At 30.9% G+C, this 20,138-nt stretch carries 23 protein-coding genes; 7 read left to right on the top strand and 16 right to left on the bottom strand.

The annotated features are described in order from the left end of the window. Positions 1 to 3 precede the first annotated feature (3 nt). Both pepT and CLJU_RS09445 read right to left on the bottom strand, forming a co-directional pair. Entirely contained in the window at positions 4 to 1,230 is a 1,227-nt protein-coding gene (pepT, locus tag CLJU_RS09450; RefSeq protein WP_013238583.1) for a peptidase T, read from the bottom strand. Positions 1,231 to 1,273: 43 nt separating this feature from the next. Beyond that, positions 1,274 to 2,248, bottom strand: coding sequence for a D-2-hydroxyacid dehydrogenase (locus CLJU_RS09445; RefSeq protein ID WP_023161643.1), 975 nt, complete (start codon positions 2,246 to 2,248; stop codon positions 1,274 to 1,276). A 115-nt stretch (positions 2,249 to 2,363) separates the two neighbouring features. Here CLJU_RS09445 and CLJU_RS09440 point away from each other — a divergent pair, with 115 nt between their 5' ends. Next, entirely contained in the window at positions 2,364 to 2,825 is a 462-nt protein-coding gene (locus tag CLJU_RS09440) for an OsmC family protein (RefSeq protein ID WP_013238581.1), read from the top strand. A gap of 7 nt (positions 2,826 to 2,832) precedes the next feature. After that, positions 2,833 to 3,090, top strand: coding sequence for a LysR substrate-binding domain-containing protein (locus tag CLJU_RS09435; RefSeq protein ID WP_013238580.1), 258 nt, complete (start codon positions 2,833 to 2,835; stop codon positions 3,088 to 3,090). Positions 3,091 to 3,328: 238 nt separating this feature from the next. Here CLJU_RS09435 and CLJU_RS09430 read toward each other — a convergent pair whose 3' ends face one another. The 5 genes from CLJU_RS09430 to CLJU_RS09415 all read right to left on the bottom strand — a co-directional run bounded on the left by CLJU_RS09430 (position 3,329) and on the right by CLJU_RS09415 (position 7,328). Beyond that, positions 3,329 to 3,535 (bottom strand): TOBE domain-containing protein, encoded by a 207-nt coding sequence (locus CLJU_RS09430; protein WP_013238579.1) that lies wholly within the window; start codon positions 3,533 to 3,535, stop codon positions 3,329 to 3,331. A gap of 264 nt (positions 3,536 to 3,799) precedes the next feature. Next, positions 3,800 to 3,946, bottom strand: coding sequence for a DUF1540 domain-containing protein (locus tag CLJU_RS21620; RefSeq protein WP_338032507.1), 147 nt, complete (start codon positions 3,944 to 3,946; stop codon positions 3,800 to 3,802). Positions 3,947 to 4,105: 159 nt separating this feature from the next. Continuing rightward, complete coding sequence (locus tag CLJU_RS09425) at positions 4,106 to 4,495, bottom strand: immunity 22 family protein (protein ID WP_013238578.1); 390 nt, start codon at positions 4,493 to 4,495, stop codon at positions 4,106 to 4,108. Between the two features lie 159 nt (positions 4,496 to 4,654). Further along, entirely contained in the window at positions 4,655 to 5,923 is a 1,269-nt protein-coding gene (codA, locus tag CLJU_RS09420; RefSeq protein WP_013238577.1) for a cytosine deaminase, read from the bottom strand. 19 nt (positions 5,924 to 5,942) lie between these two features. Further along, positions 5,943 to 7,328: a cytosine permease gene (locus tag CLJU_RS09415; protein WP_013238576.1), complete on the bottom strand. Its 1,386-nt coding sequence runs from the start codon at positions 7,326 to 7,328 to the stop codon at positions 5,943 to 5,945. A 280-nt stretch (positions 7,329 to 7,608) separates the two neighbouring features. Between CLJU_RS09415 and CLJU_RS09410 the strand changes: the two genes are divergently transcribed. Continuing rightward, a complete protein-coding gene (locus tag CLJU_RS09410; RefSeq protein WP_013238575.1) occupies positions 7,609 to 8,316 on the top strand; it encodes a 4Fe-4S double cluster binding domain-containing protein in 708 nt (235 codons plus the stop codon). Positions 8,317 to 8,610: 294 nt separating this feature from the next. Here the strand turns inward: CLJU_RS09410 and CLJU_RS09405 are convergent, their stop codons facing one another. Together CLJU_RS09405 and CLJU_RS09400 are read right to left on the bottom strand one after the other, a co-directional pair. Further along, positions 8,611 to 9,462, bottom strand: a complete 852-nt coding sequence (locus tag CLJU_RS09405) for an IS3 family transposase (RefSeq protein ID WP_242825723.1) — start codon at positions 9,460 to 9,462, stop codon at positions 8,611 to 8,613. Between the two features lie 2 nt (positions 9,463 to 9,464). Continuing rightward, positions 9,465 to 10,163: a helix-turn-helix domain-containing protein gene (locus CLJU_RS09400; protein ID WP_013238573.1), complete on the bottom strand. Its 699-nt coding sequence runs from the start codon at positions 10,161 to 10,163 to the stop codon at positions 9,465 to 9,467. 126 nt (positions 10,164 to 10,289) lie between these two features. Between CLJU_RS09400 and CLJU_RS22030 the strand changes: the two genes are divergently transcribed. From CLJU_RS22030 to CLJU_RS09395, 3 genes are all read left to right on the top strand, one after another. Beyond that, positions 10,290 to 10,460 (top strand): hypothetical protein, encoded by a 171-nt coding sequence (locus CLJU_RS22030; protein WP_013238572.1) that lies wholly within the window; start codon positions 10,290 to 10,292, stop codon positions 10,458 to 10,460. A gap of 98 nt (positions 10,461 to 10,558) precedes the next feature. Continuing rightward, entirely contained in the window at positions 10,559 to 10,705 is a 147-nt protein-coding gene (locus CLJU_RS22585; RefSeq protein WP_013238571.1) for a hypothetical protein, read from the top strand. A 384-nt stretch (positions 10,706 to 11,089) separates the two neighbouring features. Next, positions 11,090 to 11,314, top strand: a complete 225-nt coding sequence (locus CLJU_RS09395; RefSeq protein ID WP_013238570.1) for a hypothetical protein — start codon at positions 11,090 to 11,092, stop codon at positions 11,312 to 11,314. 103 nt (positions 11,315 to 11,417) lie between these two features. Here the strand turns inward: CLJU_RS09395 and CLJU_RS09390 are convergent, their stop codons facing one another. Further along, complete coding sequence (locus CLJU_RS09390; RefSeq protein ID WP_013238569.1) at positions 11,418 to 12,263, bottom strand: YitT family protein; 846 nt, start codon at positions 12,261 to 12,263, stop codon at positions 11,418 to 11,420. A gap of 129 nt (positions 12,264 to 12,392) precedes the next feature. On the opposite strand from CLJU_RS09390, the gene CLJU_RS09385 reads away from it, so the two are divergent. Further along, positions 12,393 to 13,001: a 3'-5' exonuclease gene (locus CLJU_RS09385; protein WP_013238568.1), complete on the top strand. Its 609-nt coding sequence runs from the start codon at positions 12,393 to 12,395 to the stop codon at positions 12,999 to 13,001. Between the two features lie 117 nt (positions 13,002 to 13,118). Here the strand turns inward: CLJU_RS09385 and CLJU_RS09380 are convergent, their stop codons facing one another. From CLJU_RS09380 to CLJU_RS09355, 6 genes are all read right to left on the bottom strand, one after another. Next, positions 13,119 to 14,912, bottom strand: coding sequence for an ASKHA domain-containing protein (locus CLJU_RS09380; protein WP_013238567.1), 1,794 nt, complete (start codon positions 14,910 to 14,912; stop codon positions 13,119 to 13,121). Further along, on the bottom strand, positions 14,905 to 15,936 hold the full coding sequence (locus tag CLJU_RS09375; RefSeq protein WP_013238566.1) for a methylcobamide:CoM methyltransferase MtbA: 1,032 nt from the start codon (positions 15,934 to 15,936) through the stop codon (positions 14,905 to 14,907). The genes CLJU_RS09380 and CLJU_RS09375 overlap by 8 nt, the downstream gene beginning before the upstream one ends. Before the next feature lie 15 nt (positions 15,937 to 15,951). Next, positions 15,952 to 16,608, bottom strand: a complete 657-nt coding sequence (locus tag CLJU_RS09370; protein ID WP_013238565.1) for a corrinoid protein — start codon at positions 16,606 to 16,608, stop codon at positions 15,952 to 15,954. 40 nt (positions 16,609 to 16,648) lie between these two features. After that, a complete protein-coding gene (locus tag CLJU_RS09365; RefSeq protein ID WP_013238564.1) occupies positions 16,649 to 17,719 on the bottom strand; it encodes a uroporphyrinogen decarboxylase family protein in 1,071 nt (356 codons plus the stop codon). Positions 17,720 to 17,761: 42 nt separating this feature from the next. After that, positions 17,762 to 18,631, bottom strand: a complete 870-nt coding sequence (locus tag CLJU_RS09360) for a methylcobalamin--coenzyme M methyltransferase (protein ID WP_013238563.1) — start codon at positions 18,629 to 18,631, stop codon at positions 17,762 to 17,764. A gap of 119 nt (positions 18,632 to 18,750) precedes the next feature. Then, complete coding sequence (locus CLJU_RS09355; protein ID WP_013238562.1) at positions 18,751 to 19,704, bottom strand: GTP-binding protein; 954 nt, start codon at positions 19,702 to 19,704, stop codon at positions 18,751 to 18,753. Positions 19,705 to 20,138: the final 434 nt, after the last annotated feature.

Below are 20,138 nucleotides of genomic sequence, written 5' to 3'. Positions count from 1 at the left end.
TTTTTATGTTTCTGTAAATAATTGAATTATTTTCAATATCACTTCTACAGATTTTTCCATAGAATAAGTTGAGATATATTCATATTTGCTGTGGATATTATGAACACCATTAAATATATCTGGTGTGGGAAGTCCCATATAAGATAACTTAGCTCCATCTGTTCCTCCCCTTAGTGGTGTTACATCTGGAAATACATTTACTTCTTTCATAGCTTGAATAGCTATATCCACAATATATTTTTCCGGTTCAATTTTTTCTTTCATATTTCTATACTGCTCAGTTATTTCAAGCATCACTGTGTCTTTACCATATTTTTTATTTATAGTTTGTACTACATTAGAAATAAAATTTTTTCTTTTTTCAAAATTTTTATTATCAAAATCTCTTATTAAATAATGGATTTCTGTCTTTTCTACCTTGCCATTAATAAATGAAGGATGATAAAAACCTTCAACTCCCTCTGTATTTTCAGGGGTCTCTTTTTCCGGAAACATATTCATAAGCTCTGTTGCAATTCTCAATGAATTTACCATTCTCCCTTTAGCTTCACCGGTATAGGTATTTTTGCCATTTATAGTTATTTTAGCACTTGCTGCGTTAAAGTTTTCATATTTTAAACTTCCAATAGATTCTCCATCTATCGTATAGGCTAAATCAGCCTTGAATTTTTCTACATTAAAATATTCTCCTATTTTTCCTACCTCTTCATCTGTAGTAAATGCTATTCTTATAGGCCCATGCTTAATCTTAGGATTTTGTATTAAAAACTCTACAACAGTAATAATTTCTGCTATACCCGCTTTATCATCTGCTCCAAGAAGAGTAGTTCCATCTGATGTAATTAAGGTTTGTCCTATATAATTTTTTAGCTCTGGAAAATATTTGGGAGAAAGTACTATATTTTTTTCCTCATTTAAAATTATATCTTCACCATTATAGGCTTCTATAAACCTAGGTTTTACATTAGCACCTGAAACTTGAGGATGAGTATCTATATGGGCAATAAACCCTACTACTGGTACATCTTTAGTAATGTTTGCGGGAAGTGTTGCCGTTATGTATCCATGCTCATCCAAGCAGATATCTTCCATGCCAATATTCTTTAATTCCTTTGATAATTCCTTAGCTAACTCTAACTGCCCCCGCGTAGTGGGAACTGTTGTGGAATTTTCATCGGATCTAGTATCATACTTTACATACTTTACAAATCTTTCTACAACTTTAGACACTATCAATTTCCCCTTAAATAATATTGTTATAAATGCAATCCACCTAAAGTATGATTACATTTATAGGATTTCCTTCTAAAAAATTTTTTAAGTTTTCCACAGCAATATTTAGGAGTCTTTCTCTCGTTTCCTTTGCTGCCCAGGAAATATGTGGAGTAATTATACAATTTTCTGCTTTTAAAAGAGGACTTTCTTTTTCTATAGGCTCTCTAGAAGTTACATCCAATGCAGCACCATATACTTTTCCAATATTTAATGCATGAGCTAAGTCCTCTTCTACAATTAAAGGACCTCTAGCATTATTTACTATTATCACTCCATCTTTCATATGTTCTATAGATTTACTATTAATTATACCCTTAGTTTCTTCAGTTAATGGACAGTGGAGGAAAATTACATCTGATTTTTCAAATACATCATTTAGCTCTGCATACTTTACATTTTCACTCTCCAATACCTTATTTTTATGTCTATTATATGCAAGCACTTTCATTCCCATAGCCTGAACTATCTTGCTAGTTGCTTGCCCTATTTTTCCATATCCTATTATTCCTGCTGTCTTACTGCCTAATTCCATAAGCGGTTTTTTCCAGAAACACCATTCTCCAATTTCATTCCACTGTCCCTCCTTTACAGCCTTATTGTGAATTGATACATGATTTGTGAGTTCAAGCAAAAGTGATACTGCCATTTGTGCTACAGCATCTGTGCTGTAACTTGGAATATTTGTCACCACAACGCCAAATTTTTTTGATGCCTTTATATCTACAACATTATATCCTGTTGCAAATACTCCAAGATATTTTAATTTAGGACAACTTTTAAATACATTTTCAGATATTGGAGTTTTATTTGTAAATACTACTTCTGCATCCCTAATTCTTTCAATTATAAGATCATCATTGCTATTATCAAATATAGTTTTGTCATAGACAGTTAAATCTCCAAGCTTCTCTAGAGATGACCAACTTAAATCACCTGGGTTTAGTACATATCCATCTAATATTACAATTTTCAAATATACCACTTCCTCTATGTAAATTATACTTTTTAGTATAATACTTCTTCAAATTAGAATCACCATAATAATTTAATTTTATTTTGAAATACTATATTTGAAGGGAGTGATTTTAATGCCACTTACAACCGTAAAAGCTGTAGTTGAAAAAAAAGATGGAATAGCAGTAGAAGCACATTCTGGTGGATTTAAAGTATTGCTAGATAAAACTAAACAATCCGGCGGCACCAATAAAGGTATGAACCCTGCCCAACTTTTATTATGTACTTTAGGAGGATGTCAGGCAATGTCTATAGCATCCTGTGCAGATAAATATGGAGTAAATATAAAATACTTATCAATAGAACTTGAAGGTGATATGGATTCAAATACCTCTCCAGATTCTTCTACCTCAAGACCTGGATATCAGGACATAAGATTTAACGTTAACATAAGAACTGATTCTCCAGAAAATAAAGTAAAAGAACTAGTTGAATTTGTTGAAAAAACATGCCCTATGGGAGACAGTATAAGAAATGGCGTACCAATAGAACCAGCTAAAATTTCAATAGAAAAACAAATGCACTATATGGTTTGAATTAAGAATGAATGAAATTGGATTATTTTTCAATCCCTCTTGGGAAAATACAAGCACCACAGCCTTAATTAATGTAGCCGAAAATAATATTGGATTTGCTGTACTGCCTTTTCAACTAATCAAAGATCATATTGCCTCAGGTTCTCTAGGAGAACTGAAAATAAAAGATATGGATTTTAATAGGAAACTATCTATTGTATATCACAAGAATAAGTTATTGACGAGTGCTATGAAAGATTTTATAAAGATATGCCATGAACTATAAACAGAGTTCTTGGCATCAGATGGAGTTTTAACTCCACCTGATGCTTAGAAATCGTTATCCAGGGACATAGTCACTCTTTACTCCCACTTGCAGAAGTGGGAGTATTAGAATGAGTAGTTATCTGATAAAATATCATGTCCTTTAGAATTTCTAACACACATTTGTATCTTTGAAATTCTCAAGGACTTTTACTTACTTTTGGAACAACCTTATGTAGCTTGCAAAAATTTTATATAATTTATACAGCCATCATAACAGACGTGGCTTTAATAACAGCTTTTGCTTTGACTCCAGGTGCAAGTCCAAGATCTTTAACTGCAGCCATTGAAATAGTAGAAGTAATTGTATTTCCGTCATCGGCCTTTAAAGTAACAATTGCATTTACTGCACCTTCCTTAACAGATTCAGTTTTCCCTGTTATTTGATTTCTTGCACTAATAATCATTTTTTACCCCCATCTTGCCGCCATAAGCGACATAAAATATTAATATTTACTATGTTTCCATAATATCACATAGTCTATCATAAGTATAATTGTATAATATTATATTTATCATAAATAAATACCTATATATAATTGAATATTTTATCTTCCCTCTAATTATCACTTAACTGACTTTACAGCATTCTTTATCTCTTCATATTAATAGGTAAACCTCTAAAGAAATAACTCCGGTTTAAACCTAAACCGGAGTTATTTCTAAAATTCTCACTTAGACGGCTTGAATGTTGTACAGCAAGTATCATCACTAGTGTCGGGGTCTTTACCTTGCATTGGGTTAACTTCCAAAGACTTAGCATTACAGCAGTTATTTTTCCAATAGTGACAACAATCAACGCCACATTTAACTTCCATTTTTGGTGCATCCATAATTAAATTCCCCTTTCAATATATATATTATATATTTAAGTTATATATATAGTATGACCTAAAACATAAATACTATCCAAGCAATCCATTAAATAAATCAAACAATTGTAGAAAATTTTTCTTATGAATAACACCTTTATATTTCTATGTTCTATATTTAAAACTTCCAATAAATTTTACATATACACTGTTGTCCTGATCTTCTCCTATAGAACCATCATAATTAAAATTATATAATAATATAATTGAGTTATACTTTCTATCCAGTTTATCTGAAAACTTTTTGCTATAATCTGAAATAATATTTTGTGAAAAAGATTGATCTTTCATTATATCAGAAAACAAATCCGAATCTCTTTCAATAAAGTTTATTTCCTTTAGTTCCTCATCAAAACACTCAACGTTAAAATTTTTTTCAAACTTAGAATTTAAATAGTCACCAAAATTAGAATAATTCACTTGAAGATAATGCTGTAAATCTTTAATATCTTCACATTTTGCCAGCCATATAGATACTATTCCTTCATACTCCATTAAGACTTCTCCTTTACATTTCTAAATATACCTCTATTTTATCATAGGAATAAAGGAAAATAACTTATCTTACACACAATTAAGTAGAAGAACCTAATTTATACTTTTATTAGGTTCTTTTACTTTTGAAATAACACTATATTTATTTAAAAAATAATACTACTTATTTATATCAAAGGTAATTCTCTCTTCCCCATCCACATAAATATCTGTCTTTTTAGGTTCAGTTTTTGAGAGTATTTTTCCCTTTCTTATGGAATACAGCACCTCTGATTGTTTTCTTATAACATCATATTCATCTTTTCCATTGAGTATAATGAGATTAGCAGTATTTCCTTCTTTTATTCCATAATCATCTTCAATATGCATTGTCTTTGCACTATTTTTCGTTATGAGATCAATAGAATTTACAATCTGATCGTAACCCATGAGTTGACATACGTGTATACCCATTTGAAGTACCTGAAGCATATTACCTGTTCCCATTGGATACCATGGATCACATATATCATCGTGTCCAAAACATACATTAATGTCTGCATCTATCATCTCTTTAACTCTTGTAATTCCCCTCCTCTTAGGATAAGTATCAAATCTTCCTTGAAGGTGGGTGTTTACTATAGGATTAGATATGAAATTTATATTTGACATCTTTAAAAGCCTAAAGAGTTTATAAGCATATGCATTATTATAAGAATGCATAGCAGTAGTATGACTTGCCGTAACCTTTTCTCCTATTCCGTACTTATATGCCTCTGCTGCAACTACTTCCACAAATCTAGACTGCTCATCATCAATTTCATCACAGTGGACATCAACCAGTTTATCATATTTTACTGCAAGCTCCAATGCTTTTTTTACAGAATCCACGCCATATTCTCTTGTAAATTCAAAATGTGGAATAGCCCCTACTACATCTGCACCAAGCTTTAATGCTTCCTCCAAAAGTTTTAATCCGCAGGGAAAAGAATTTATGCCCTCCTGTGGAAAAGCGACTATCTGTATATCTACAAATTCTTTCATTGCTTCTCTTACTTTAATTAAAGCTTTTAATGCTGTAAGCTCTGGATCTGTAACATCTACATGTGTTCTTACATACTGTATTCCATTTGCTATCTGCCATTTAAGCGCAGTTGTAGCTCTTTTTATAACATCTTCTTCCGTAAGCATTTTCTTTCTAAGTGCCCAGGTTTCTATTCCTTCAAAAAGAGTTCCACTTATATTCCATTTTGGCTCTCCTGCAGTGAGAGTAGTATCAAGGTGAACATGGGGTTCAACAAAAGGTGGAAGTGCTAAATTTCCATTCCCCTCAATTATGTTTTTGTCTTCTTTTGCTATATTTTTAGAAATTTCCTTTATAACTCCATCTTCAATTAAAATATCATATATTCCATCTTTATTTCTAAGTCTTACATTTTTTATTAACATGCTGTGCTTCCTTCCTATATTATTTGTTCTTTAAAAATATTTTGCTACTTATAAAATACAAAATTGCCGAAATTATAATTATAGGATAAATGGCTCCTATGGTTTTGGTAAACATAGGTAAATTCTTCATAAATAAAAATATAATGACAGAAATTATCCACACACTAATGGTAACAAGGTTAAATCCAGATTTATACCAATACTTACCTTTTTCATCATCAAATTGTTCTACAGCATACTGTTTTTTTCTAACCAAATAGTAATCTGTTATCATAATTCCAAAAATAGGTCCAAATACCATGCCTATATAATCAAGGAACATTTCAAAGGAGTCCAAAAAACTAGAAGCATAAATTGGAACAATAGTTAACAAAGCTGCAAGTATCGTTACTCCAAAAAGAGCTGTTTGTGATTTTATTTTTTTATTTAAATTTGTAACAGAAATTCCTGCTCCCATAAGATTTATTGCATTTGCTGTAGTACTCGTCAATATAATAACTAAAAGTGCTATAACTCCAAGGCCAAGCTTGCTTACAATAGTGCTTGGATCAGAATTGTTAGGATCATATACTCCTGTTGTAACTGCTGTACCTATTGCTCCAATTATGCCTACAAAAGCAAACCAAAATAATCCAACATTTGCTCCAATTATAGGAGCTACTGTAGATGCTTTTTTACTCTTACTATATCTTGTAAAATCTGCAATAGCAGGAACCCATCCTAAACTAAAAGCAGCCATAGCATCAAAAGCAGAACCAATGTCCATAACCTTTCCAGAAGGAGGTCTCCAAGCTATAATTTTACTTAAAGGAACCTGTTTTAAAACAACTACCGTTTCCCATACTCCTAAAATTAATATAAATATAACTCCTATTTTTTCTACCATTTTTACAGACTTATGCCCTGTAGCAATAGATATAAGATGAAGTATGCTCATTACAGCAATTCCTATAAGCATCGTCTTTTCACTTCCATTTGAGCCATAAGCAGGAAGCCCAAATATATCTTTTAATATAAAGCTTATAGAAATTGCAGCTATAAAAGTATTTACAGCTGTCCAGCCAATAAATTGAGTTATGTTGAGGACAGATGGTAGAAAGCTTCCTCTAACACCAAAAGATGGTCTTGTAAGTGCCATGGTAGATGTTCCAACTTTGTAGCCTATAAACCCTATTAAAGCCATTATTATATAGGCAATAGGATTTGAAACCAAAGTTACCAGCACAGCTCCACCAAAAGTAGCCCCTGCTACAACTCCTCCAACATACCAGGTTCCGTTGTTTGCATTGGCACCAATCCAGGTTGTGAGCATGTCCAAAAAACTTATTGTTCTTTCACTCTGTGGTACAGTTTCAAGGGCAGCATATTCCTTATGTACTTTTTCATTTGTTTCCTTGTTATCCATCAATTACCTCCTAAATTAATAATTTTTTCTTCATATTATACCACGCTTTTCTAAAAAGCGCATATATTTTTTGATAATTTAGCAAAATAGTTCTGCAATTATCAATGAATCTTACTTAGTGGAAGTTTTATTTCTTCCACTAAGTTTAGATGAATTATCCAGTAGCTAGCCATCGGATAAATTTAATTTTATGAATTTTACATTCTATCATAAAAATTATGATATTATTAAGAGATAAATAATAGGTTAAAAGTACCATATTATAAAGGAGGACATACTTATGTTGGAATATAATATACAAAAAATATTGAATAATTTTATGATAGATTATTATGGAGTTGCAGATATAAGTAAATATGAAAATGAACTTGTAAAATATGGGGGATCTCTTGTAAAAGGTTATCCAAGAGCTATTTCATTAGGTATTGTGTTTCCATCTACTATTGTAGATCATTTAAATGATGACTCCAACGATATTGCAAAATTAGAATATGAAAATTGTTATAAAACTATAAATGCTAGGTTAGATAATATAGCCTCTATAATAAGTTCTTATATAATAAGAAAGGGTTATAGTGCTTTGCCTATATCTGCAGCAGAAAGAGTAAATAGTGATTATATAAATGCAGCCTTTTCACATAAACTTGCAGCAAGATTAGCAGGACTTGGATGGATAGGCAAAAGCTGTTTACTGATTACCCCAAAACATGGTCCGAGAGTAAGATGGGTAAGTATATTAACTGATTTACCATTAAACCCTACAGGTAAAGAAATAGAACAAAAGTGCGGTGAATGTATGGCCTGCGTGAAAATATGTCCGCAGAAAGCATTCTATGGTAAAAATTATATAGAAGGTGAAGATCGTGAAAAAAGATTTGATGTAAAAAAATGTGACAGCTATTTTAATGAAATGGAGCATAACAAACAAGTACCTGTCTGCGGCATGTGTGTGTATATATGCCCTTATGGTAGGAAAAATAATAAATAACTCAATTTTCGCACGCATAGAATTTTAATTAATAGTTAAGAATGAAGAATTAATAGTTAATGTGAATTTTTTCCGTTACACTACAAAAAATCCTTGATTAACTTTTCATTATTAATTCTTAACTTGCGAAGTTTTGCTTTGCAATGTTCTTAAACTGCAAAAATTAAGTAAATAATATATAAGTTTTAAATTTTAATATTAATAAAATACTTAACTTAAGTAAATACTATAAGGAAAGCAATAACCTTTATAGTGAACTGCTCCCTGTCAAGTAGACAGGTAAAAAAACAAAAATTAACAGACTAGGGTCTGATTCCGATATTCTATTGGTGTCAGACCTTTAAGTTTTTCTTGTAGCCTTTCTGTATTATAAAAATTTATATACTTATCGATTGAGTATTGTAATTCATCAAAGTTATGAAACTTTGTTAGATAGTACATCTCTGCTTTTATAATTCCCCAAAATCCTTCCATAGGACCATTATCAATACATTTACTAACACGAGACATGCTTTGAACGGCCCCGATATTATCTAATTTTTTCTTAAAAGATTTACTAGTATATTGAAAGCCTCTATCACTATGAAAGAGTGGACTAGCATTAGGGTTAGCTTCAATAGCTTTATCAAGTGTTTGAAAAACAAGATGGTTATTATTTGAATGTCCAAGAACATAGGAAACAATGCTATTATCGTGCAGGTCAAGTATAGCACTCAAGTAAGCTTTTGTTCCATCAGTTAACTTAAATTCGGTTACATCAGTAAGCCATTTTTTATTTGGCTTATCAGCATGAAATTCTCTATCCAGTATATTCTCGGCAGTGACTTGAGGAGTGCTGGGAACGTAGTTTTTTTTCTTCCTGCGAATTACAGATTTCATGTTAATAGACTTCATTAATCTATAAATTCGCTTATGATTATACTTCTTTTTAAGTATCCTATTTATATTCAAATTCATTCTTCTATACCCATATATACCTTGAACTTCAGAGTAGATTTCAATCATAATTTTAATTATTGTAGCATTTTCTTTATCTGACATACTTTCTATGCGCTTCAACCATTTATAGTATGAACAACGGGCTACGCCTACAATTTCACATAGTTGAGATATCGAAATTTTATTTTCTTCACTATATTCTCTAATAGCTATGTATTTGTCTTCCCATCTCGCCTCCTTTCCACCTCGTCTAATTTTTTTAAGAAGCTATTTTCTATTTCTAATCGTTTGTTTTCAGCCTCAAGCAATTTAATTTGAGCAGCAAGTTTTTCAGTTTCTGTTAGTTGCTCCAGACTTTTTCTTTTTCCACGTCGATCAACAAGGGCTTCTACACCACCTTCTTTATACTTAGATGTCCAAGCATAAACTTGCTGATACGAAACATTAAATTTCTCTGATGCTAGTTGATAATTATCGTTATTTTTAATGCAGAATGATACTATTTCAATTCTTTCTTCATAGTTTGTTTTTCTTCCAATGATCATAGTACTATCTCCTTTTGAGTTATGAGACTTAACTCTATTATGATCATTATACTTTTTTATCCATCGTTGGAGAATACCATGACTAGAAATATTGTATTTGTTGCATAAATTATTTAACGATCCTGCTCCTCTTTCATAATCAGAGACAGCCTGCAATTTAAGGGATTCAGGATAATAGGTATTTTTCTTATAACATTGCAGCCCTAGTTCTCCATTTAATTGATATTTTCTAACCCATTGTCTAAATGAACCTTTAGTAATTTCTAATTCAAAACAAATTTGCATGCAACTTTTTTTACCTATGAGGTAATCCTTAACAGCTGCTATCTTCCTATCAACTGTAACTTTTTCTTTTCTACCCATAAAAATATACCCCCTTTATGGAAACAGTTTTATTATTTTAACTGTCTACCATAAAGGGAGCATATCATAGTATTTGCTTTTTTATTTTTTATATATTTAAGCTTATCATTTATAGGAGGGACTTGTATGGATAACAATAAAAATAGGATGAAAGATAGGCCTAAGTCTAATGCTGAGATGAGAAAAATGCACTCTGAAGCAGGATCTGAAATAGGTATTGAACACGGTAAAAAGATAGGATCTCATTCAAATGGCAAAAAATATACAAAAAGATCAAAATTATCTCATAACAAATAGCACAAATACTTTATTATCTATACTAAAATGTAAAGATAAACAAGTTTATGAGAATCATTTAGCTGACCACAAACTTATTATATGATGGAGGTAATATTATGAGTAAGAAAAATTCTTCTAGTAAAAATTACAGTAATACACAATCTCCTACATCTAAAAATTATACTAAAAATGTAAAAAATAAAGCCATAAAAAACAGCCCTTATGGAAAAAATGAAACTTCTACCCATACAGAGTACAAATAAGCATTAAGTTGTTTTTCCTATGGAGTTTTTAACTTGAAAATAAACTTATGCATAGAAATATTTCACAATAAACAAGTACATTTAAATATTTTGTATATAAGTCTTGACAGAAAATTTGTAGAAAAATTTAGGCCTTTTGAATTATCTGAGGTACGAGTTTTGAAAAAGCCTTAGGTTTTCTTAAATTTTCTATTTATTCTGTTTAGACTTATCAAAATATTTAGCCGTACTTGTGATTGTAAAAATATTCGAAGTATAAGTTTATTTTTCATTTAAAAACTCTATATTTACTTTTGAAAACTCTTATACCAATTTTCATTTGAAGTGATTGAATATTAAAATTATAATATTTATATTATTATCTTCAAGAAAAGATGTAATAAAATGACTAATTATAGAATGAATACAAAATGTGTACAGGCAGGCTACAGACCAGGCATTGGTAAAACCATTACTAATCCTGCTCTTACCGTACTAGATATCGAGAAATTTGCAAATACTGCTCATACACATGGTGTTCCAGCAGAGTTAATCCATATAAGCTACGACATTGAAGACAAGGAAGATTTAATTTCTGATATTTCACAAGCACTAGATTGTATTAAATAATTTTAATCACAAAAGGGATCGGTCAAATGTATTAGCCAATCCCTCTAATCTTTATAAATTTGTTTTAACTATGTGAAACTACATACTTAAAACAAATTGGTACTTATTTTTGAAAATTCTTTCCTGAAACCTCCACACTTTGCATTACTATAAGGGCATCATCATCTATGTCATTTACTATGGACTTCAAGCGTGATATCTCAAGTCGTGACACTATTACAAAAATCACATTAGTAGGGAGATTAGAATAGCCCCCTTCTCCTTTTATAAGAGTTATTCCTCGTCCTGACTCTTTTAAAATCCTATCTTTTATTTCCTCATGTTCGTCTGAAATTATCATAACTGACCTTGACTCATCAATTCCTTGAGAAGTTACATCTATAGCTTTAGATGCTATAAAATAAGCTACTAATGAGTACATTGCTCTGTCCCATCCAAATGCAAAACCTGCACTCCCAAGTATAAATACATTAAAACACATTACTATTTCACCAACAGAAAAACCACTTTTTTTATCTAAAAATATAGCTACAATTTCCGTTCCATCCGATGACCCTCCACTTCTTATCATAAGTCCTACACCTATTCCAAGTATTATACCCCCAAATATAGCTGCAAGAAGTGGGTCATTTGTTACCCCTATTTTAGGATTAAATACTGATGTCATAACTGAAAGTGAAATTACTGAAAAAAATGTGGCAATTGTAAAATCTTTGCCAATATTTTTGTATCCTATAATGATAAAAGGAATATTAAATAATAGTATAAATACTCCAAGAGGTATTGATGTAAAGTGACTTACCATAATGGATATACCACTTATTCCTCCATCAATAACATCATTTGGTATCAAAAAGAACTTCAATCCTACTGCATCCAAGCACGCTCCCACTAACATTAACAATATTCTTATTGCAATAGAAGCTCTTCTATTATGTTTTTTTCTCATAGTACCCCTCCATATGCATTATTTTCTTTTGCCCTATAATAATTTTACCATTAATTTTATTAATTGCGCAAGTATAACTCACTATAATGTTATAATGGATATAGCTTAAATTTAGGAGGACGTCTTTGAATGAACATGATATTTTTTGACACAGAAACAACTGGTTTAAGGCCAGGAAACATATGCCAACTAAGCTACATTCTTGTTGACACCAGTGCAAAGCCAACCAAAACCATAGGTAAAAATATTTTCTTTGCTGTTGATTATATAGAGCCTAGTGCAGAAAAAGTACACGGTTTTACTGTGGAAACCTTGTACAAGCTAAGCAGCGGTATGAACTTTAAAGATCATTTAGATGAATTTTTAAATGACTTTCAAAATGCAGATATTTTAATAGGCCATAATGTAAACTTTGATATTAAATTTCTATCTTCTGAATTTAAAAATTGCAATGAAATATTAAACATCAAACATACCTTTTGCACTATGAATTACTATAAAAATATATGTAACCTTAAAAACAGATACAATAAATGCAAGGCTCCACGACTTGAAGAGGTTGTAAGATTTCTTCATATAGAAAATCCATACATAAATGCTGTAAGTAAAAAATACTTTAATGGTACTGGAAATTTTCATGATGCCAGGTTTGATACTACAGCCACCTACTTGCTTGTAACAGAAGGAATTAAAAAAGGATATATCCCTAAAAGATATTTTTCTCATATAATACAATAAAATTATAGAATTTCTATTTTCAAAATTAGCCCACCCAATAATTAAAGGGGCTATTACATTAACATATAAAAAATAGTTCTCCCAAATTTTTAGTTTGAGAGGACTTATATTTACATTCTAACCAGGGAATATAAGGCATGCAGCAAAAAGTTTTTCATAACCTTCGGATGCACCTAATTCCATATAATCTATTTGATGAGCTAATTGTTCAATTTCTTCTTTTACATTAGCAGACATAAGAGCCATATATGCACCTGTTTTAGATGAATTTCCTACATATACTAGCTTATCTTCAACCTTTTCTGGTAAAATTCCTATTCCTACCAAACTGTCAGCTGATAAGTGAGCTCCAAATTGTCCTGCTACAATAACTTTATCAAGATTATCCATATCAATGTTAGCCTTTCTTAATAAAGCATAAAAACCTGAAAGAATAGCGCCTTTTGCTAATTGCACTTGACGAATATCTCCTTGTGTAATTAGTATTTGATCTGGACTGCTTTCTAAAATAAACTGTCGTTTTCTGCCATCCAATTGAATCATATCATATCGATAATCTGATTCCTCTAACTTTTCTTTCTTTATAAATGCTCCATCCTTTTTTACAAGCTCTGTACGAAGCAGCTCTTTTACAACAGCTAATATACCACTTCCACATATTCCTATTGGCTTTTGATCCCCAATAACCTGAACTTCAACTCCACTTTCAGTAATTTTTACATCCTCAATTGCACCTTCTGCTGCTCTCATGCCAGAACTAATATTCATTCCTTCTAAAGCTGGACCTGCTGCACAAGAACATGATAACAGCTTTCCATGATTGGATAAAACAATTTCTCCATTAGTTCCAATATCTATAAATAGGACATTTTCCTTAGCTTTATGAAGCTGACAAACATATGCCCCCGCCACAATATCTGCACCTATATAAGCTGAAACTGATGGAAGGCAGTATAATCTAGCACCTGGTGCTGCCTTTAACCCAATGTCTTTTGCCAATATATTTTTTGATTTTGTAAATATTGGTGAATACGGAGACATTCCAATAGATGTAGCATCAATTCCTAGCAGAAGATGCATCATTGTACAGTTTGCTGCAATAGAAATCTCATAAATGTTTTTTCTATCTACTTTTGATTTATTGCATATATCTCCAATCATCTCATTAATAGAATTTACAATTGCATATTGCAGTTTTTCTTTTCCATCTTCAGGATGCTCCACTTCATAGGTTATTCTAGTTAAAACATCCAATCCAAAGTTCTTTTGAGCATTAATCATTGAAGCTGCAGCTAATTCTTTACCTGTCTTCATGTCAATTAATGCTGTTACAACAGTTGTAGTTCCAATATCAACTGCAACTCCATAGAGAATATCTGTAGTATCGCCGCACTCAATTGCAATTAATTCTCTTCCATTAAAAACTCCTGTAACTTCTCCAGTTATAAATTCATGCTGCTGAAGTAATCTCCAATCAAATTTTTCAACATCAAAGGTTTTACATATAAGTTCTTCAAAGGAACCTTGATTTTCTAATGTAGGTTTTTCTATTTCAAAAACCTCTTTATGAATTAAAGGATTAAACTCAAAATCAGGCGTATAACCTGTTGTAAGTATGTCATGTTTTCCTTCTTTTTGTAAAATTTCAATTACGATATCTTCTTGCGGTACTACAAAGCAAGAAAGTCTTATACCTGAATCAATTTCTTCCTTTTTTAAAAGTTTCTCTTCTGTTTCTCCGATATCAGGTAAATTTCCTTCTAAAAGTTTGATTTTGCATTTTCCACAGAACCCTTTTCCATTACATGGATTATCCACAAAAACATCATTTTCAAGTAAAATTTGCAACAAATTTTTATCAGGTGTATATTCAAAGCTTTTATTCTGTGACTTAATAGAAATCTTAGTCATTACTATCTCCATCTTCCTTTGATAAATATTTTAACATTGCCTTTACATTTTTTAAAGGAGATTTCATTCCAAGTCCGCAAGCTGGAGATATAATATTAGATCCATCTTTTACGCACTTTTCAGTTAGTTCTGCAATTTTCTTTGCTTCCCCAAATTCAATTGCATAAGTACTTACATTCCCCATTAACACCCTGTCTTTTAAATTTTTTCTTGCATCACTCATGTTAACTATAGAATCAAAACTTAGAGCATTACTTTTTACCTTATTTACTTCTAAATATACCTTCTTCATTTGTCCACATATATGCACAATTGTACCTTTATTCTCTTTTTTTACACTTTCAATAATTTTATTAATATATTTAACAGCAAATTCTTCAAATAATTTTGGTCCTAAAATTTCTCCTGTACCACTAGGATCAGAAATAGCTATTATATCAGCACCTGCTTCCATTTGTTTTTTTGCAAATTTAATTAATTCATCTGTAACAAAATTAAGAAATTCATGTGCTTCCTTATTGCTTTTTTTTAATTCTTTATAAAAGGTAGAAGGTTCCATTATAGAACTTGTTGTACTAATAGGTCCCGTTAAATTACCTATAATAGGAACATCATTTCTCTTTGATTTCAACAACTTAATTGCATCAATAACTACCTTTGCTCTTCCTTCTGTACAGTTAATTTGAGAAATCTTCTTCCATTCCTTAACAGAATCAATTGAATATTCTACAACATGAGGCTCATAAATCTTTGTTCCCATATCAACCTTTGCTCCAAAATTTTCCGCCTCAATGGTCATACAAAATGGAACTCCATAATTCTCAAAGCAGCCTCTTTCATACACTGCTTCTGATAAACCAGCCATCATTTGTGCACTCATATGTGCTTCAGGAAACTTTATTCCTACTTCTTCTATTAACTCTGTTGTGACCATATTCATCATGCCTCCAGGACAAATACATGGTGGTCTATCAACCTTTTCTCCACTAAAAACTTTGTCTAAGCGCTCTTTTGGTGACAACACAGCCTTCACCTCTTTCTATGCTATATTAAGTAATCCTTTTACTAATTTAACAGCCTCAGTTGCATTAGCAGAATACCCATCTGCTCCAATCAAATCAGAAAACTTCTTTGAAATAGGACCTCCTCCTATAACAACTTTAAGATTTTCTCTTATTCCAGCTTCCTTTAATAACTCTATAACAGTTTTCATTCCATTCATTGTTGTTGTCATCAAGGTTGACATACAAACAAATGAAGCATTAACTTCCTTAGCTTTATCTACAAAACTCTGAAGTGGAACATCTCTACCCAAGTCAATCATATCAAATCCAGCTGTTTCTAACATGATTTTTACTAAATTTTTTCCTATATCGTGAGTATCTCCTTCTACAACTCCAATTACTCCCTTTGGTTTTTCTCTATCCACTTCATCTGCTGGAAGGTGAGGTCTTAAAATTGCTAAACCTTCATACATTGCATCTGAACATAATAATAAATCCGTAACAAAATATTCTTCTTCCTCATACAATTTACTTGCATGATTCATACCATCTACAAGACCTTCCATAATACCATCAAGTATATCATATCCTGCTTCTACATATTCCTTAGCTGCTTCAATTGTATCTTCCTCTTCCATTTCAAATACACCATCAGATAATCTTTTTAATAATTCTTCTTTTGATAATGCCATTGTTTTCCCTCCATTTTTTCCTAAATTATCGATTTATCTTCTAAGAGAAATTTTTTGGATCTAGTGGCCACTTTCCATATTTTCTAGCAGAAGCCATAAACTGATCAATATTTTCTAGTGGAACTGCACCTGAAAGGTCGCAGCCTGATGCCAAAATATATCCACAAGGACTGTCATAAGCTTTTTGCATACAATTTTTTACTGCTGAGTCTACATCATTGGTATTTCCTAAAATCAATACTTCTACTGGATCTACGTTTCCAAGTATAGGCACTTTGTCTCCTACTACTTGTTTTGTATATGCTAAATCTACTCTATTATCTATACTCATCATATCACAGCCTGATTTAACCATTTCTCCTACAATTGATGTTGTATCTCCACAAATATGATAACAAACCATTCCCTTTGCCTCATGAATCTCTTTCATTAATTCCTGCGTATATGGTAAAACAAACTCTAAATATTGCTTTTTATTAAGAATAGTTCCTGACGCAATAGGATCACATAATAAAATAAGAACACCTGCTTTTATAAACTCCCTGCAAATCATTTTTAATGCATCATTACAGAATTTAATTAGTTGATGAAGTTTTTCAGGATTTTTTCTAGTTGCTCTAAGCAACTTTTCTATTTTGTAAATACTTGCAGCAGCAGTAAAAGGCCCAGATATTAATACTCCAGTTGGAACTTCATTCCCTATTTCATCCATTATGATACGTGCAGCTTCTAAATGTAATTGGAATGCTTTATCATTTTTTGGTTCCAATTTTGACATATCTAATTTATCTACATCATTCAAATCTTCTAAAGCATATTTCACAATTGCTGGTACTGAGTCTTCTGGGTCACTCATTTCACTGCCTAAAGCTGAACCTACACCATGCAATCCATATTCAACAATAGTTAAGTCGTTGCCAAATCTTTCATAGCAAGCAATCTGTGCTTTTGCTTCATTTAAAGCACTACTTCTTTTTTCCTTATGAGTCATTCCAAGTGCTAATCCAGACATAGAACAAGCAACTGGCATAGCTAAAATTCTGTCCATTGGTTTTCCTGTCATAAATGCAGCTAATCTTTCATTTGGCGTCATTTTATCATTCTTGTGCATGTTTTTTATCCTCCACATTTTTTTAATTTTTTATATTAATAATTAAAGTAAAGCAATTGTTTTGATTATTCCATCTTTTAATTCAAAATCTTTATTTTTAATACACATTTGTCCAACAAATTTTGCTTGCCCCATAACTTTTTCACAAGCTTCAGAATATTTTATAGATCCTCCTAAATTAATATCCTTCCACACAGCTTTATCTGTCCCTAATAATGCAAACGTAGTCTTAGGACAAAGTAATACTATCATTTCATCATCAATCATTTTTTCAATATTTTTTAATAATGGATAAGTAAACATTTCTACAGTCTGCTCAGCATACTTTGGTCCTAAAATATTTAATCCTCCAGAAGAATCAGCATAACTAATCATGTTAACTCCTGCTTTTTTAGCCTCTTCAACAAAGCGTAATGTTTCCTTTTGGAATTTATCAAAAATAGCCTTCATAGTATCTGGTTCTTTTCTAAATAACTTAAAAACATGACGCGGATCAATTAAAACATTCATAATTGTAAATGGTCCTGAAATATATAGAAGAACATTCTCTCCCTTATCCCGCAAATATTTACAAGCTTTTAGAACCTCTGATATACGGCCTTTCGAGTAATCGATTTCAGGTAGATTTAATATCTCTTCTGCTTTTGTGCAAATATAATCTTTTGCTCTTGGACCTGTTTTTTCATTTCCAAGATTAATTATGCCACCCATAGCTTCTCCCTCAACGGTATGACAGAATGGCAAGCCACAAAAATTTGCGTTATCATATTTCTTTAATTCTTCTGCCAACATAGCCATGCTATCCCAATGCTTATAGGCTTCTGGGAAATGTAAGCCTGTTTTTTCTGTAACCTCTTCATTAATTCCTACAGAATTATCATACGTACAATTAAAGTCAATAATTTTACTCATGTTAATCCCTCCTTATTAAGTTAGTAAATGACCAAAACTTAGCATTTTATATCAAGTGATTCTTAAGTTCAGATAGAATTTGCTTATTCGAATAAAAATTATAGATTAAATATACCTGTTTAAAATTTTGGATATCTGCTTAAAACTTTAGATACATGCCTACTTGTAAAACATTGTAATATTTTTTGTTTTTTTAGTTCATTTCCAATGAAAGCCACTTTAGCCTCTTTAAATTCTTCCACATGGTTCCACTGAAAATGATGTGGAGTGAAATCAAAATAAATAAATCTTTTTGTATCAAGCTCTAAAATTCCTTTAGCTCTTAAAATATAACCATAATCCTTACTTTTCAGAGAACTTAATATTTTATCTATATCCTTCTCTAGAAAAGTTTTGGGCCTGTCTATAGATAAAGTACTGAACACTTTATCTGCAGGTGTTGATACAGTTTCTTCTTTTAAATCAATTTCAAAATCTTCAATTGTATCTAATATTTCAATTATTTTTTCACTCTCATAAGAATACCAATTATCCTTAAGGATATATGCTTTTTCATTATTTAATTTTATTTTGGAAATTACTTCTTCCACTTTTTCGTCATCTATACTATCCATATGAGTTAAAAAGATAATATTGGCATTTTGAATTTGATCTAAATAAAATCCACCAAAATTCTCTAAATAATCATCAAATGCACTTATATCTACAATAGTTATAAGATGATTTATTCTTATATCACAATTTGAATTTTCAGAAATTTTCCCACAAACCCTTACGATATCTGATAAATTTCCTACACCAGATGGTTCTATAAATATATGTTCAGGTTTATATTCTAACGCTAATTCCTCTATGCTATCTTTAAAGTTTTTTACTAAACTACAACAAATACAACCGGCATAGATTTCTTTAATAGGTAGTTTGTCATTAATTAAGTCTCCATCAATGCCAATATCACCAAATTCATTCTCAATTAAAGCAATTTTACCTTTCATATTAGGAAGGATTTTTTTTAAAAATGTAGTTTTTCCAGCTCCTAAAAATCCAGAAATAATATTTACATTAATACTCAATGCAAACCTCCTTCGTAAACACTTTTATTTACGTGTTAAACAATTGACAATTTTGTTTAAAAATGGATTTATAATATTTTTAACTTTTATAGTTTAAAAAAATTAACAGCTGTTGAGTAATCTTTTTATATCATGTAACTTTGTAGACAACTCTATACTATTTATTCACATTTACTGAATCATTCTAACATTTAAAATACTATTGGTCTAATCATTATTAATTATTGTTTGTCACACATTTATAAACTATATTTATAGGAAAATTATAGTTTTACACTTTTAAATTTATATGCATATTAAAAATCCCAATATCGCCATCCTCAATTTATGTTACTTGCTGCCTTTAAAAGAGTTCATGACTTGTTAAACTGCAATTCATAATGTACCTTTTATAAAAAATGTAATATTTTTTATTTAATTTCAGATTACGAATT

Origin of the sequence: Clostridium ljungdahlii DSM 13528 (assembly GCF_000143685.1) — a bacterium.
GTDB lineage: Bacteria > Bacillota > Clostridia > Clostridiales > Clostridiaceae > Clostridium_B > Clostridium_B ljungdahlii.
The sequence above is the reverse complement of the archived record's forward strand: the minus strand, read 5'-3'. Positions and strand labels throughout refer to the sequence as shown.